This window comes from Paenibacillus lupini (genome assembly GCF_011761355.1).
GTDB classification, from domain to species: Bacteria; Bacillota; Bacilli; order Paenibacillales; family Paenibacillaceae; genus Pristimantibacillus; species Pristimantibacillus lupini.
Genome location: NZ_JAASRW010000004.1, coordinates 573,699 through 588,114, shown reverse-complemented (window position 1 = coordinate 588,114; position 14,416 = coordinate 573,699). Strand labels below are relative to the sequence as shown.

General features: G+C 44.5%; 11 protein-coding genes. 3 read left to right on the top strand and 8 right to left on the bottom strand.

Annotated features, from left to right (window positions below; genetic code table 11):
• Positions 1-201 precede the first annotated feature (201 nt).
• From FHS17_RS16000 to FHS17_RS15980, 5 genes are all read right to left on the bottom strand, one after another.
• Complete coding sequence (locus FHS17_RS16000) at positions 202-1,353, bottom strand: GntR family transcriptional regulator (protein ID WP_167279396.1); 1,152 nt, start codon at positions 1,351-1,353, stop codon at positions 202-204.
• 137 nt (positions 1,354-1,490) lie between these two features.
• Positions 1,491-2,180, bottom strand: a complete 690-nt coding sequence (locus FHS17_RS15995) for an SDR family oxidoreductase (protein ID WP_167279395.1) — start codon at positions 2,178-2,180, stop codon at positions 1,491-1,493.
• A 24-nt stretch (positions 2,181-2,204) separates the two neighbouring features.
• Positions 2,205-3,065 (bottom strand): family 43 glycosylhydrolase, encoded by an 861-nt coding sequence (locus FHS17_RS15990; protein ID WP_167279539.1) that lies wholly within the window; start codon positions 3,063-3,065, stop codon positions 2,205-2,207.
• Between the two features lie 506 nt (positions 3,066-3,571).
• Positions 3,572-4,588, bottom strand: a complete 1,017-nt coding sequence (locus tag FHS17_RS15985; RefSeq protein WP_167279394.1) for a LacI family DNA-binding transcriptional regulator — start codon at positions 4,586-4,588, stop codon at positions 3,572-3,574.
• A gap of 112 nt (positions 4,589-4,700) precedes the next feature.
• Positions 4,701-5,720, bottom strand: coding sequence for a PocR ligand-binding domain-containing protein (locus FHS17_RS15980; RefSeq protein WP_167279538.1), 1,020 nt, complete (start codon positions 5,718-5,720; stop codon positions 4,701-4,703).
• A gap of 214 nt (positions 5,721-5,934) precedes the next feature.
• On the opposite strand from FHS17_RS15980, the gene FHS17_RS15975 reads away from it, so the two are divergent.
• From FHS17_RS15975 to FHS17_RS15965, 3 genes are all read left to right on the top strand, one after another.
• Positions 5,935-7,068 carry a glycerol dehydrogenase gene (locus tag FHS17_RS15975; protein ID WP_167279393.1) on the top strand — a complete coding sequence of 378 codons (1,134 nt, stop codon included), beginning with the start codon at positions 5,935-5,937 and terminating at the stop codon, positions 7,066-7,068.
• A 4-nt stretch (positions 7,069-7,072) separates the two neighbouring features.
• Complete coding sequence (gene dhaK, locus FHS17_RS15970; protein ID WP_167279392.1) at positions 7,073-8,836, top strand: dihydroxyacetone kinase subunit DhaK; 1,764 nt, start codon at positions 7,073-7,075, stop codon at positions 8,834-8,836.
• Between the two features lie 169 nt (positions 8,837-9,005).
• Positions 9,006-9,200 (top strand): hypothetical protein, encoded by a 195-nt coding sequence (locus FHS17_RS15965; RefSeq protein ID WP_167279391.1) that lies wholly within the window; start codon positions 9,006-9,008, stop codon positions 9,198-9,200.
• A 147-nt stretch (positions 9,201-9,347) separates the two neighbouring features.
• Here the strand turns inward: FHS17_RS15965 and FHS17_RS15960 are convergent, their stop codons facing one another.
• From FHS17_RS15960 to FHS17_RS15950, 3 genes are all read right to left on the bottom strand, one after another.
• A complete protein-coding gene (locus FHS17_RS15960; RefSeq protein WP_167279390.1) occupies positions 9,348-10,952 on the bottom strand; it encodes a response regulator transcription factor in 1,605 nt (534 codons plus the stop codon).
• An 86-nt stretch (positions 10,953-11,038) separates the two neighbouring features.
• A complete protein-coding gene (locus FHS17_RS15955; RefSeq protein ID WP_167279389.1) occupies positions 11,039-12,745 on the bottom strand; it encodes a sensor histidine kinase in 1,707 nt (568 codons plus the stop codon).
• Entirely contained in the window at positions 12,742-14,289 is a 1,548-nt protein-coding gene (locus FHS17_RS15950; RefSeq protein WP_167279388.1) for an ABC transporter substrate-binding protein, read from the bottom strand. The genes FHS17_RS15955 and FHS17_RS15950 overlap by 4 nt, the downstream gene beginning before the upstream one ends.
• Positions 14,290-14,416: the final 127 nt, after the last annotated feature.

Sequence of the window (14,416 nt, the reverse complement as noted above, 5' to 3'; positions counted from 1 at the left end):
ATGTATATGGTATGTCAATATGTATTTTTCTATATTGTTTATACCAATCTTTTATACTATTTACACAGGACTAATGGCTCACGAAAAAGCTCCTTATCTCGAAATTTGAGCGTTCTTCCGCCATACTTCGACAAATCACTACCTGGACTCAACAAAAAAACAGCCTCCGAGAATGGAGGCTGTTGTCGCTTTAATCATGTCTTATTGCTTAGCCTGACCTGTCGAGTCGCTGATGACAAGCGAAGCATCCAGCAGGATTTTATTTGGCACGGATTGTCCACCCCAAAGCTTGAGCACGTTCTCAAACGCAACCCGCCCCATCTCATGCTGGTTCTGACTAAGGTGAGTGAACGGATAACGTCCATTCGTCTCTGGACAGTCAAAGCAGACGATTGAATAGTCCTCAGGTACAGACTTGCCCATCTGCCGCACCGCTTGATAAGCAATCTGCCCAATATTATATTCGGTCGCAAACAGCGCAGTAATCTGTGGATGATTAATCAGATGGTCAATAATTTTCTGAATATCCATCTGCTTATTCTCTTCTGTATTATGCTTCGGAAGCGTTGACGTAATATTCTCCATCCAGATCTCACGATCCACAACAATGCCTTTCTCCGCATGGGCTTGAATAAACCCTTCAATCCGCTCCTCAATCGCGGTTGTATCAACCGGCGGAGGGGTCAGAAAGGCAATAAATTTGTGCCCAAGCTCGAACAAATGGTCTGTACCATCCTTCGCTGCGCCTACATTGTCTGTTGCAATTGAACTCGCCGAGATGCCTTTCAAATGGCGGTCGACAAGCACAAATGGGAACTGGTTGATGACCAGCTTCAGGATCTCCGCATTAAAATATTCGCCCTGCGCAGGGAAAATAATGAGACCGTCTACCCCAAGCTCCAGCAGCCCCTTGATCGCTTCCTCTTCAAGTGCCGGATTACCAAACGTCCGCCGAAGGACCAGATAGCAGTTGTGCTGGCGCGAAGCCTCTTCCATGCCATAGATCAATCCGTTGCCGTAGCTGTCCGCAAAGTCAGTAATGACAAGGCCAATCAGCAGCCTGCCGTCTTCTTTACGCGTCTTTTGAGCCGGAACGCTAGCGACAGCGGAATGCTTCGCTTGCGGCGTTGGCTGATCCGACACGAACGAGCCGCGGCCCGGCTGCCTAACAATATATCCTTCAGTGGCCAGCAGCTCAAGCGCCTTCTTGCTTGTGATCCTGCTGACATTGTATTCGTCGCCCAGCTCCTTCTCGGAAGGAACTCGGTCGCCCGGTTCATATTTCTTCTCACGAATGTCTTCGCGGAGTGCTTCAAATATCCGTTCATACATCGGTTTCGATGATTCATTCATCCTGTTCGTTCCCCCGTCTTCCACCTGACAAGTGTTCAATATATATAATAATATATCATGATATATGTTATTTGCCAAGTTGAATTGACATATCAACTTCGGAAGCGGAGAAGGAGAAAATGCAGAGAATGTAGCGTTTAGATTGGCATTTCCTTACCTGTATAATCTACAAAGTTGAACTTCCCTTGAGGAACAATTCGCCCCTCGATAATATCGAGAATTCCCTTCGAGCTTTGCCGTGGATCAGTAGGAGCCTGCTCCCCACCCATGTCTGTCTTCATCCAACCCGGATGCACGCTCACCACTTGAACTCCCCGCTCCTTCACAGCGGAAAGCAGCTGTTGAGTGAACATATTTAATGCCGTCTTCGTTATACCGTATGGATAATCGCCTGGATAAGCATTCGTTATACTTCCCGCTTCAGAGGAAATATTCATAATGGCTGCTCCTGGCTCCGTTAAGAGAGGAAGGAAATGCTTCACAACCCGCATCGGACCAAACAGGTTAATATCAAAAGATTGCAGAACATCGTTCATATCAAGCTCTTCGATAGATGTATTCCGCGCTGCTAGAATCGCTGCGTTATTAATGATGGCACCTAACGTCCGATCCTGCTCCTTCAGGGTAGCCGCCAGAGCAGCTATTCCAGCTTCATCCGTAACATCGAGTTGTACCGTCTCAAGCTGCTCACCATACTGCTCTTGTAAGCCCGCCAGCTTTTGACTTGCCTGTCTTGCTCCTGCTATAACATGATGGCCGCGTTCAAGCGCCTCAACAACCATTTCATAACCAAGTCCCCGATTAGCACCCGTAATTAGTATATTCATTATCCTATTTCCTCCCTTATCCTATTACTCTAGACAGGCATCTACATTAACGATCAGCTTGCCATCGATAAATTCCATCTTGCTAATACATGTCTCACGAAGCACGGTTGTCTCCGGATCAATCAGCCGGTGGTAGCATAATACCCAGCCATCCTCATAGCGGGCCATTGAAGCGTGACCAGTGCCAAAGAACTTCTCTGACGGTGTTGTCACGCGATTATCCTCAGGCGATTCATAAGGCCCAAAGATATGGCCGCTCCTCGCAAAACAGATTTGATAACGCGGATCCCGTGTATCGTAATTGCTCCAAGTCAGCACATACTCGCCGTCGATTTTTTGCAAATGAGGACCCTCATTATAAATACCGTTATCCGTCATAATTGGATCAGCCCCTTTATTACGATACAGCTGATCAGACAGCAATACCGGCTCCGTCTTGAAGGTTACCATATCATCCTCAAGGGGAACGATCCAACACTTTCCTTGCCCCCATAGCAGATACGGCTGGTTGTCATCCTCGATGAATAAATCCGCATCAATACTTTGACATTGATATTGATCCTTCGTAATAAGCGGCCGGCCAAGAATATCCCGGAAAGGGCCAAGTGGAGAATCCGCAACAGCTGCGCCAATCTGCGCTTCTGCAGAGAAATACATATAGTACTTGCCATTGAATTTGTTAATGCCAGGCGCCCAAGCTCTCGAGCTGGCCCACTCTACATCGTTAAGATCCAGAGCAAGATAAGGGCCATCCCAATTAATCAGATCCTTACTGTGAAAAACATGGAATTTCTCGTACAGCCATCCTTTGCTGTCCTTCGTTGGGTATAGATAATAGTCATCGCCGTCTTTAAGCAGGAACGGATCTGCCCATTCTCCCTTGATTGCCGTTTATTGATTCGCCATCATATTCCCCTCCATATTTGCACAATCCGGGATGTTGAGATCGCTTTCATAACTGACTGTCGCTACCAGCTGTCTGGTATTCGTCCAAGTCCCCTATGTCAATTAATGATAACATCTGGGGGAGATTGTTCAATATAAAACTAGAAAATCACGACAAATATGAAAAAAGAAAAGCAGTTCGCACGCCTAATGCTATGTTGGATTTAATCCAGTAGAATTCCAGCTGCTAACCTTACTCTCTCGGCTATGTTGGATTCTATACAGCATAATGAACTCATATCAGCTAGTAGCAATGTATATTGCTTAATTACGTTGGATGGAATCCAGCATAGAGGCTAATTAGCAGCACTAAACTTGCGTATACTGGAGAAATTCCAACATGCGACGAGCAATAGATCATTACAGCGATATAATGTTCAAACCTCCTTCACCTCAATATGCAAAAAATACGTGACAGTCCAATTCCTTTGGGCCGCCACGCATTTTCATATGTTATGTATGCAAATATCCCTAACGGTCTGCCGCTCTACAATCTCATGCGGAACGACTTGGCTTGAAACTGTACGACCCGTTTCAATCATCGTGATCAGCTTGCTGACTGCTTCCTGCCCCAGTTGCAGTAATGGCTGCCCTACCGTCGTCAAGGCCGGATAAATCATTCTAGACAGCCGGATATTATCATATCCGATAAAGGAAATCTCTTCAGGGATTCGGATCCCTTGCTGCATAGCATAATTCATAGCACCAACCGCCATTTCATCACTTGCAGCAAAAACCGCCGTAATCCCTTTATCTTGCTTCAACAGAGTCTCCATCGCTGTCATTCCACTGTCATAATGGAAATCGCCATACACGACACGAGATCTGCGGAATGCAATTCCTTTATCGTACAAAGCATCCCTATACCCTTGTTGACGTAACGTGCCGGCGATCGGATCCTCTTGTGAACCGCTGATCATCCCGATGTCCTTATGTCCCTTCTCGATCAAATAACGGACCGCATCGTATGCAGCCTGCTTGTCATCCACCCTTACGTACGGAATATGGGGATCATCAGTTACTGAAGACACGAGTACAATCGGCACCTTCATCGCCTCAAGCAGATTCTTATGCTCATTATCCAGCACTTCACATACAAATACGATGCCATCAATCTTCTTTTCCCTCAGCACCTGCAAATATTTCATCGTCTGGTTCCCGTCAACGGCCGTATTGCAGACAAAAACGCTGTAGCCGCGCTCCAGCGCATATTCTTCAACTCCCTGCAGAACTGCAGAGGCAAACTCGTTAGTTACAGCAGGGATCATGACCCCTATTGTCTGGGTGCGTCTATTATTCAAGTAACGCGCAATCGCGTTTGGATGATAGCCCATATCCTCAATCGTCTTAATTACCTTTTGTTTGGTTTTGTCGGAGTATCCTGTTAATCCGTTTAGAACGCGAGAAACGGTCGCAATTGATACATTAGCTTCTCTAGCTACATCTCTGATTGTCGGTATCATAGACCATCCTTCTCATTCCCGTTAGTCGTGTCGCAAGTTTAAGTAACCGGTTTCTCAAAGTATATGGGCGTGAAAAAGTTATTGCAATCGCGCAAGTATAGTTAATTTTTTACTAAAACTCTCGATTATTTCGATAGATTTTCCGATAGGCAGCAGGAGTAAGGTTCTCGAATTTCCTAAACGTCTTGATAAAATAGCCTGCATCAGCGAAGCCCAGCTCATCGCTGATCTGATTAACGGCCAGCTCCGTTGTCTCGAGCAACTCCTTCGCCCAGCCAATCTTCAAATGAGGGACAAACACCGAGAAGTTCTCCCCTGTCTCCTTGGTGAAGATCCGGCTGAAATAACTTGGACTGACGTGGCATAAGGCAGCCATGTCCTTCAAGTCAACATTCTCATGCTTATGCCGGAATATATGGTCAAAAGCAGGCTGCAAGAGCGAATTACCAGCCTGATAAACATTAGAAGACTTCTTGATCTTCTTTTCAATTAAGGTGTTCGACAGCTCACTTTGCAGCGCTTGAATATGCTCATAAGAAGAGTCTGGTGCATGTGCCGGATGCTCCAACGTTATAGAATTACGGTACATCTCAAGCATATCGCTCTTCCGAATTGCTTCCTCTACGATATAGTTGCATAGATGGAACAGCATATCCGCAATCTTCTCAACCTCTTCGAAGGACAAGACTGGCAGCGATTCATATTCCTCGCGCAACGCTTTAAACTTTTTATCTGTCTCCACATTTGAAGGTCTCGTTACAATCTGCTCGATTGGCACATCCGGATCTCGAAGCTTAACCTGCCCCGCCATGACGGCACCAATATATTGATCATCGACTACAATTGGAATGGCGATATCAAGAATTTGAAAATGGCACTGATATATATAAGGCTTATTCGACCGAACCGCCTCAAGCCCGCCTCGCGCATCACATTTCTGGCAATAGGAAGATAAAGCGGGATCCTTCCTCACCGCAGAGCAGAATGCCTGGCACTGGCTATGCTTTGATACTGGGACGCCTTTGTAATCCACTGTAATAATAGCCATCTTCGTAACAAGCGACATCGAGTCCTGCAGCTTATGCCATTTATCTATATCCATAATTTGCTTCAAATCATACCGTGAATTCATCATGTTCACCCCAAACGCCCAGCCTAATGTGTACAACAATATTATACTCGAAGGCAGACTGAGGACAAAATAGTACAATTCCAGGTCGTTTTGCACAAAAAAACACCATCAGATACTGCATGAATTTGCGCTTATCGTACAATGAATCCCCTTTCATCAACGCTTATAATGGCAGTAATCAAATAAGCTAATTGATTTCAGGAGGTTATCCATAATGAGAAAAGCATTTATTAGTCCAAGTAAATATGTTCAAGGTGAAAACGAACTGCTGAACCTGGGGTATTTTATTCAAACGTACGGTGATTCTGCCCTTCTTATTGCTCATCCAGATGATGTGAAACGCGTAAAGGACAAGCTGGACTTCACTTCAAATAAATTCAATATTACGCTGGTAGAAAGCGGTTTCCGCGGAGAATGCTCCCGTGATGAGATCGGGCGGCTCAAGGACCTCGCTCGCGAGAAAAACTGTTCCTGTACAATTGGTCTTGGCGGAGGAAAAGCGATTGATACGGCGAAATGTGTAGCGGAGGGCGATGCGCTTATTATTGTTCCAACCATTGCCGCTACTGATGCTCCAACAAGCCATTCTGCTGTTATTTATTCGAATGAAGGAGCTTTCGAGGATTACGCTTACTTCAAACAAAGCCCAAGCATCGTGATGATCGACACTACCGTCATTGCGAATGCTCCAACCCGCTTCCTCGTATCCGGTATGGGTGACGCGTTGTCGACCTATTTTGAAGCAAGAGCAACTTCCCGCTCCTTCTCCAAAGTGAATGCCGGCCTGCCAAACGGCGTTCACGCTGGTGCAGCACCAATTGCACGTGGGACAAAAGCAGCCCAAGCATTAGCAAAGCTGTGTTATGAAACTCTGCTTGAAGATGGTATTCAGGCGAAAGCAGCTTGCGACAGCAACAAAGTGACGCCTGCTCTCGAAAACATCATAGAAACAAACATCCTTTTATCTGGTCTTGGATTCGAAAGCGGCGGTCTTGCGGCAGCCCATGCCATTCATAACGGCCTGACTGTACTCGAAGGCACTCACCATTATTTCCACGGCGAGAAGGTTGCGTTTAGTACAATTGCTCAGCTCGTTCTTGAGAATGCGCCGAAGGAAGAAGTGAATGAAGTACTCGAGTTCTGCGTATCTGTTGGACTCCCGGTATGTCTTGCTGACATCGGTGTAAACAGTATGACGGATGAGGAGCTTGCTAAGGTAGCTGAACTGGCCTGTATCCCAGAGGAATCGATTCATGCTATGCCATTCCCGATTACGGAGGAAGCTGTAGCTGCTGCGATCATTGTAGCTGATCAGCTCGGCCAAGCTTTCAAACAAGGAAGGAACTAAAAACATGAAAAAAATCATGAATCAACCGGAGACGCTTGTAAGAGAAATGTGCAACGGTTTTGTCATGGCACATCCGGGTTTGGAATTTGTCTCTAAATATAAAGTGATTAAAAAGCAGGACATTAATACATCCAAAGTGACGTTGATCAGCGGCGGCGGCAGCGGACATGAACCCGCTCATGCCGGCTTTATCGGCAAAGGTATGCTTGATGCTGCCGTATGCGGCGACGTATTTGCTTCTCCATCTCAAATTCAGGTGTACCAAGCAATCAGGTCTACAGCGAGCGAACAAGGTACACTTCTTATTATTAAGAACTACAGCGGCGATATGATGAATTTCAAAAATGCCGCTAACCTTGCAGCGGAAGATGGCATCCGGGTCGACTATGTCAAAGTGGATGACGATATTGCGGTTGAGGACAGCCTGTATACAGTTGGACGCCGCGGTGTTGCTGGGACCGTACTCGTTCATAAGATTGCAGGTGCAGCAGCGGAAGCAGGCATGACTTTGGAGCAGGTGAAGGCAGCTGCTGAAAATGCGATTACTAATGTCAGAAGCATTGGATTTGCTTTTACCTCCTGTACGGTTCCTGCCAAGGGCACTCCAACGTTCTCGATCGGCGAGGATGAAATGGAGTATGGCGTTGGCATCCACGGTGAGCCAGGTATCCGTAGAGAAAAGCGTATTTCCGCAAACGAGCTGGCAAATCGTATGGTGTCTGAACTATTAGCGAGTCTGAGCTTGAAAGACAATGCTGCAGAGGAAATTGCCGTACTTGTTAACGGCTTTGGCGGCACTCCACTTCAAGAGCTCTACCTCTTGAATAACGCTGTAATGCGTGAATTGCATGCGAAAGGCTTTGCCGTAAATAAAGTATTTGTCGGTAATTACATGACTAGTATCGATATGGCTGGAGCATCACTCTCCATTATGAAGCTGGACGAGCAGCTGAAGCAGCTCCTGAATGCAGAATGTGATACGCCTGCTTTCCTTGTACGCGGCGAAGATAATTCCGAGCCCGTGTCCTATGTGGCGTTGGAAGAGCCAGAACAAGTGGGTAAATCGGTGTCTTACCGTGTAGAGACAAGCGAAGAGTATGCGGTAGTACAAAACAATAAGCTGTCGCTCAACAATATGATTTATCTCATCGATAAGATGAGCGAGATCATTGTCGAGAACGAAGTGCCTTTCTGTGAGCTGGATTCCCATGCCGGCGACGGTGACTTTGGCATGAGTGTAGCTAAAGGCTTCAAGCAGCTGAAAGCAGAATGGAACGATATTATTGATGAATCGCAAGATATCGGCGGCTTCCTGCATGCCTGCTCTCTTATCATAATGGAGCATTGCGGCGGCGCATCCGGTCCAATCTGGGGCTCGGCTTTCCGTGCAGGCGGCAAATATGCTGAAGGCAAAACAGAGCTTTCGGTTGCAGAGGTTGCAGAACTGCTCGACGCTGTTGTGAAGGGCATTCAAGCAACAGGCGAAAGATCGTTTGGCCGCGGCGCTGTAGTAGGCGATAAGACTTTGATCGACGCGCTGATTCCTTATACGGAAAGCTGGAAGTCGGCTTCTGTAGCTGGAACAGAGCTGAAGGCTGCCGGTATTGCAGCTGCTGAGGCTTCTGTTGAAGGTGCCAAACAAACCGAGACGATCGTTGCCCGTATGGGCCGCGCCGGCACGGTTGGTGAACGCAGCATCGGTTATCCTGATGCCGGCGCTTATGCACTTGGTGTTATTTTCACGGGACTATCGGTTGTGTTGAAGTAATAACTGTTAGATTTTAAAAATAAAACTACAGCAGTCATGGGTAAAAGCCTAACTGCTGCTGTTTTATTTTTTGTTTATTTATAAATAAGAAGCGAATAATGAGTTGGGTTTATTGCGAGAATAACAACGAAGTGCAGCATCATATGAGTAAAGGAGAGGCGTTTAGTTAATGTCAAATAAGAAGAACTACTATTCATTCGAAGATACAGCTGGCACTACAATTGAATTTCAAGCCACAAGCTTACAGCAGGCCATGGTAATTAAGAAGAACAAGGCCCTAGAACTTGGGATTCCTAAAGAAGCCTTCGAGCTAGTGAGCATTCGCAAAAAACCTACCCAAAACGAAATCGCTATTTCAGAGTAAATAAACGGTGAGTCCATTAGGAAGCACACTAAACTAAAGCGAGACCAATGGAAAGCCCTAGACAATTGGAGAACATCTGCCTTTGGTTAGGTGTTCTCCAATACCGTTAGTCAATCAGCGTCATAACCCTCCTGCCATAAGTCCTCCTCATAGACTGTTCTTAAACTCTTGCGGCGTCATCCCATATTGCGTTTTAAACAGCTTAATGAAATACTGCGGCTTCTGATAGCCGACTTCATGAGCAATTTGACTGATCCTCAAATCCTTGTGATTCAACAGTTGAACCGCTTTCTCCATTCGCAGGCGCAGCACATAGTTTGAAAAATTCTCTCCTGTTTCCTGTTTAAATAGGTTAGATACATATACGGGATGCAGATTGACATGATCGGCTACCGTTTGAAGGGTGATATCTATAATATTCTCTTGTATAAATCGGCGAATCCGTTCCATCAAGTCTGATCGAATATTGTCCGAACGTCTGTCGCTGTAAGCTTTGATTTGGACATAACTGCTAAACGCCCATTCTTTTAACGGCTCCACACTCCAGCTGGCATCAATTTTCAACATCTTCTCAATATCTCTTCCAAACACATCAAAGATCCGTTTACCTTTCTTGTGCAAATAATAGGAGTAGGCTTGCAGCAAGGTAACGTAGATTTCAACCCCGTATTCACGGGCTCCGCTGCCTGCACCTTCAAGCTCATCAAATATCCGGTTCAGCTTAGTCTCAAATGCCGTCCACTGTTCGAAATCAATTAACTCCATAAAAGTATGGGAACGATAAAGCTCCGCAAGCGGCTGGATTTCAAAAACTTCTTTTTCTTGCGTCGCATGAAAAAAGCTTTCCGTCTGATAGCCTATGTAATCGGTATAGATCGATAATGCAGAGTGGTACATGGGCATGATGTCCTTCGGGAATCCTCCCCAATTGCTAAGCACAATAGAAACCTTCGACTTTAAATATAATTTGATTTGATGTTGGGAGAGCCTCGCCAAATCTTCTATACTAGCTTTGTCCGCTTGTTCTATTTGATTGGCTTGAACCAGGAAAATCAAATAATCATGTGAATCTTTACAATACATCACATTAAACTTGTTCGTGAAAACTTCTTCTACGATGTTAAACATGGCATATTCGATCAAAGAGAGACTATAAAGATCCGTATTCGAATAATCCTCCTCTACTCTCATACATAAGAGGATAGCCTCCTTGTCAACAGAAAAGGGAAGACCATATAACTGGATCTTATTCTTCAAATCAGATAGGGGATAATTTTTGCCTGCTATCAAATCAAATAAGAACATTTCTCTTAATTTGGGCAAGCTCTCTCGGAAGCGATAAACAAATTTTTGTTGATTGAGCAGCTCATTTCCCTCTTCTGTAATCCGATCGATAATATTTCGAAGGGTTTGTTCCAATTCCTCGTTTGATACCGGCTTGAGCAGATAATCGCATACTTGCTGTTGAAGGGCTTCTCTCGCATATTGAAATTCATCATAGCCCGTTATAATAACAGCCTTTGTGTTTTTCCATTTCTCGTTTATTCTGGCAATCAACTCGAGTCCAGTCATCCCGTTCATATGGATATCCGTCACCACAATATCAACGGAGCGGTAATTCAGCAGCTCGAGTGCCTCTTCACCGGAATAGGCCTTATAGACATTGGAAATCCCCATTTGCTCCCACGGAAGCCCAATCGCTAGACTATCAACCAAGTGGGTGTGATCATCCACAATTAATATTTCATACATGCTGCTTATTCCCCCTAAAAAGAATTGTCACCTTTACAGCTTAATTTAAGCTGTGTGTGATGATTCTTACTTCGAAAGCATCAGAATCAGCTTTCCTTACTGCTCCAGCTTAATTGGACGCTAAGTCCACCTAAATGGGATTGACTAAGCTGTAAGCCTGAATCGCTGCCGTACATTAGTCGTAGACGTTGATGAACATTTTTCAGCCCGGATTCTATTTCTTCGCTGCTCGAATAGATCTTCTTGCGGATAGACTCGATTACGGAATAATCAATTCCAGTACCCGTGTCCTCAACGGCTACATGATTCATTCCATCTTCACTCCAGCACCTGATTTGAATCATTCCGTAACCTTGTTGATTATTGAACGAATGAATAATCACATTCTCAACAAGCGGCTGTACAATCAATCGCGGTACTTCAAGATCCTCCATCTGCGGCTCGATCTCGATATGAAATTCAAAGTCATCTCTAAGCATACAATGGATTTCCAAATAGAAATGGATCAAGTCCAGTTCTTCTCGTAACCGCACCATCTTGTTCCCTGTCTTTGTTGTATAGCGATAATATTTGCTTAAATTCATGGTCATCGAAATGGCGGCTTTGTTTTCATTGAGCTCAATCATACTTTTAATATAAGCAAGCGTGTTGTATAGAAAATGCGGGTTGATCTGCGATTGCAGCTGCTTCAGCGTTGCATCCTTCGATCGAAGCTGTTCTTTATATACATCGACGATCAGTTCTTCTATTTTTGAAGCCATGGAGTTAAAACGCTCATAAAGAAACCGATACTCCCCTTTGGGCTTGTCTGTCATTCTGACGGAATAAATCCCTTTTTCGATCAAATTCATGTTCCGAATCATCTTCCGGAATGGAATCTGAATATTACGGTACATAACAAAAGCAAGATAAGCCCCCATAAACAGAAGCATACCGCTTATAACATAAAACATGGTCTGGTTCCGACTAATAGGCGCCATGATATGGCTGATGGGTACGTAATCAACAAGGTACCAATCTAATGATTCCAGCTTTTGATAATGAACCTGAAACTTCGTTTTATCGGATTTCAGTAACAGGTATCCACTTTCTTTCGAGGGATCGATCTCCTTAAGCCGTGGTAAAAACTCGTCAATTTGCTTCACATTAACTGAATAATTATAAATAGGTTCTGCACTTGGATGGTACAGGAACGGATCTCCCGAACCATTGGCTTTAAATTCAGATAAGGCGCTTCTTAGTGATGCTATACCAAATTTCAGAACGACTCTCATATGTGCCTCACCAAACTCCGCTGAGTTCTCAGGATAGGACAATATCTCCATGAAATAATCCTCGTTAGCATCGGAGTAGTATTGCCAAAAAGTATCTTGTGCGGGAAGCTCTTTGGGGAGCGCATTCAAGCTGGAGCTGCTTTTGATGACGATTTGGGTCTTCGGATAAACAACAGCGATCACGGCTTTCCAATCCCCATAACCGGCAAGCCTATTAATTTCTTCAGATACGGTTCGATTGATTCTATATTTACCTAAGACATCGTCCAGCAAATCAGGATAAGCTAAATTTCGTACATCCGTACTTTCGTACAACATTTTCTTATAGGTATCCAACCGGAAAAACAACTGATCCAATTGATTCGCGAACGTTTCAATCTGATATCGCTTTACCTTAATAATCTCGTCCGTTAATACATCCGTACTTGTGCGATTCGACACAGCAAATAGGAGTAGGATTGGGATAAGTAAAATTAACAAAGTAGCTATCAATTTGGTGAATATATTGAATCTGCTCATGATGGATTATCCTCTCCACTTCGGGCCTGGAGCTTAAATTCAGAGAATTGCTTTTTCAATTCGGCAAAAACAATGTCAAAGCCCGCCTTCTTAAGGGCTGCGAGGGCATCTTCATAATATTGATTGTAACTGGCCAGTCCAAAATTGATCGGCTCGAATTTCTCTTTATAGACCGCCATGACTTGCGCGATTTCATTCTTGACGGGGGCCTCGTTGAAATGAAAGCCAAATAGTTTGGAAATGCGAGAGTTCTCGTCGTTCTTCAGCATATCATCGATAATGTCGTCCTCTACACTAGCGGGCGCGATAAAATAGTCCTTGTTCCGCCACATCCATTCGTACATAAGCTGATCATTGGTCAATTGCTTAATTTTACCGTTCTCCAGCTCATAATCCTTGCCTTCTACCCCATAAATAATAAAATTGTAATTTTCTTTGCTATGCAAAATCCAATTCATAAACATCATCGCGCGTTCAGGATTTTTTGATGCGGAGGTAATCATAAAGGCTTCATTGCTTGGGGTCGTAATATACTTGGGTTTCGCCGTTGCAAGATAATACTCACGGAGTCTTGCATTTGGATCGGCATTCCGTGCTGTTTGCAGATTTTCCATGGCTCTAGAGACCGCACCTACACGGAAAAGAAGCTTACCGGCATTCTCCTGGTCGATCTTCGCTGCTGGATTACCTACTAGATTCTTATCAATAATCCCTTTATTCACCCATGACTCACGTAATTGAGCTACTTTTTTGAATAAATCAGATTCCACGTAGCTTAACATCTCTCCAGAATCCTCATCCACCATAAATAACATTCGCTCATCCAACGAAGAATAGTTGCGATCTGTTAATTCACGCCACAACAATTCATGACCGCGATCGGTTTCCAAATAACCGTAATAACTTGGATCTATCGCATGCATGCTTTGGTAAAACTGTTCTAAATCTGAGATCGTCTTAATGTCTGTCATGCCAACCTTCTCCAGCAAATCCTGGCGGACCATAACAGAAGAGAATTTCCCGGCGGACGTAAAGGCTTGAGACGGTATCGCCCAAAGCTTCCCGTCAATCCGGTTCTGCTTGAAGTTTTCATCGGGGATATGTTGAATCAGATCCTGACCATATTGGTCAAGAAGCTCATCTAACGGTTGAATATAACCTTTCGTGGAGTAGACAGAGACAAATGGTGCACCGTACCAGAACAAATCGTAATCTTCTCCCGTTGATAAGGCGAGCTCCAGCTTTTGCTGGTAATTCGACCATGGGATATACGTCAATTCAAGATTCATATTCAAATCTTTCTTCAATCGCTCGTTTAATTCATTCTCAACGAAGTCACCCATACGCGAGGACTGGTCGCCAGGCATAATCATTTTTAGCGTCACAAATGATTCTGGCGCGCCCTCCACTTTGTTATTCGCTAGATCAGTATTAGGGGATCCTTGCGAACGTGATTGGCCTGGGCTATTAGAATGGTTGAATAAGATGTACACAAGAAATAAGAATAGTATCGCAACACTACCAATTACAGCAGCAGGCTTCATCTTATAATGCTTCCCCTTCACCATAGAGTCTCAATGCTAGTCTACACTAATTCTATTAAGGCGAATACGCTTACCATCATAGAACAGGAGCACATGATTACTAACGTCATGTGCTCCTTATTCACTT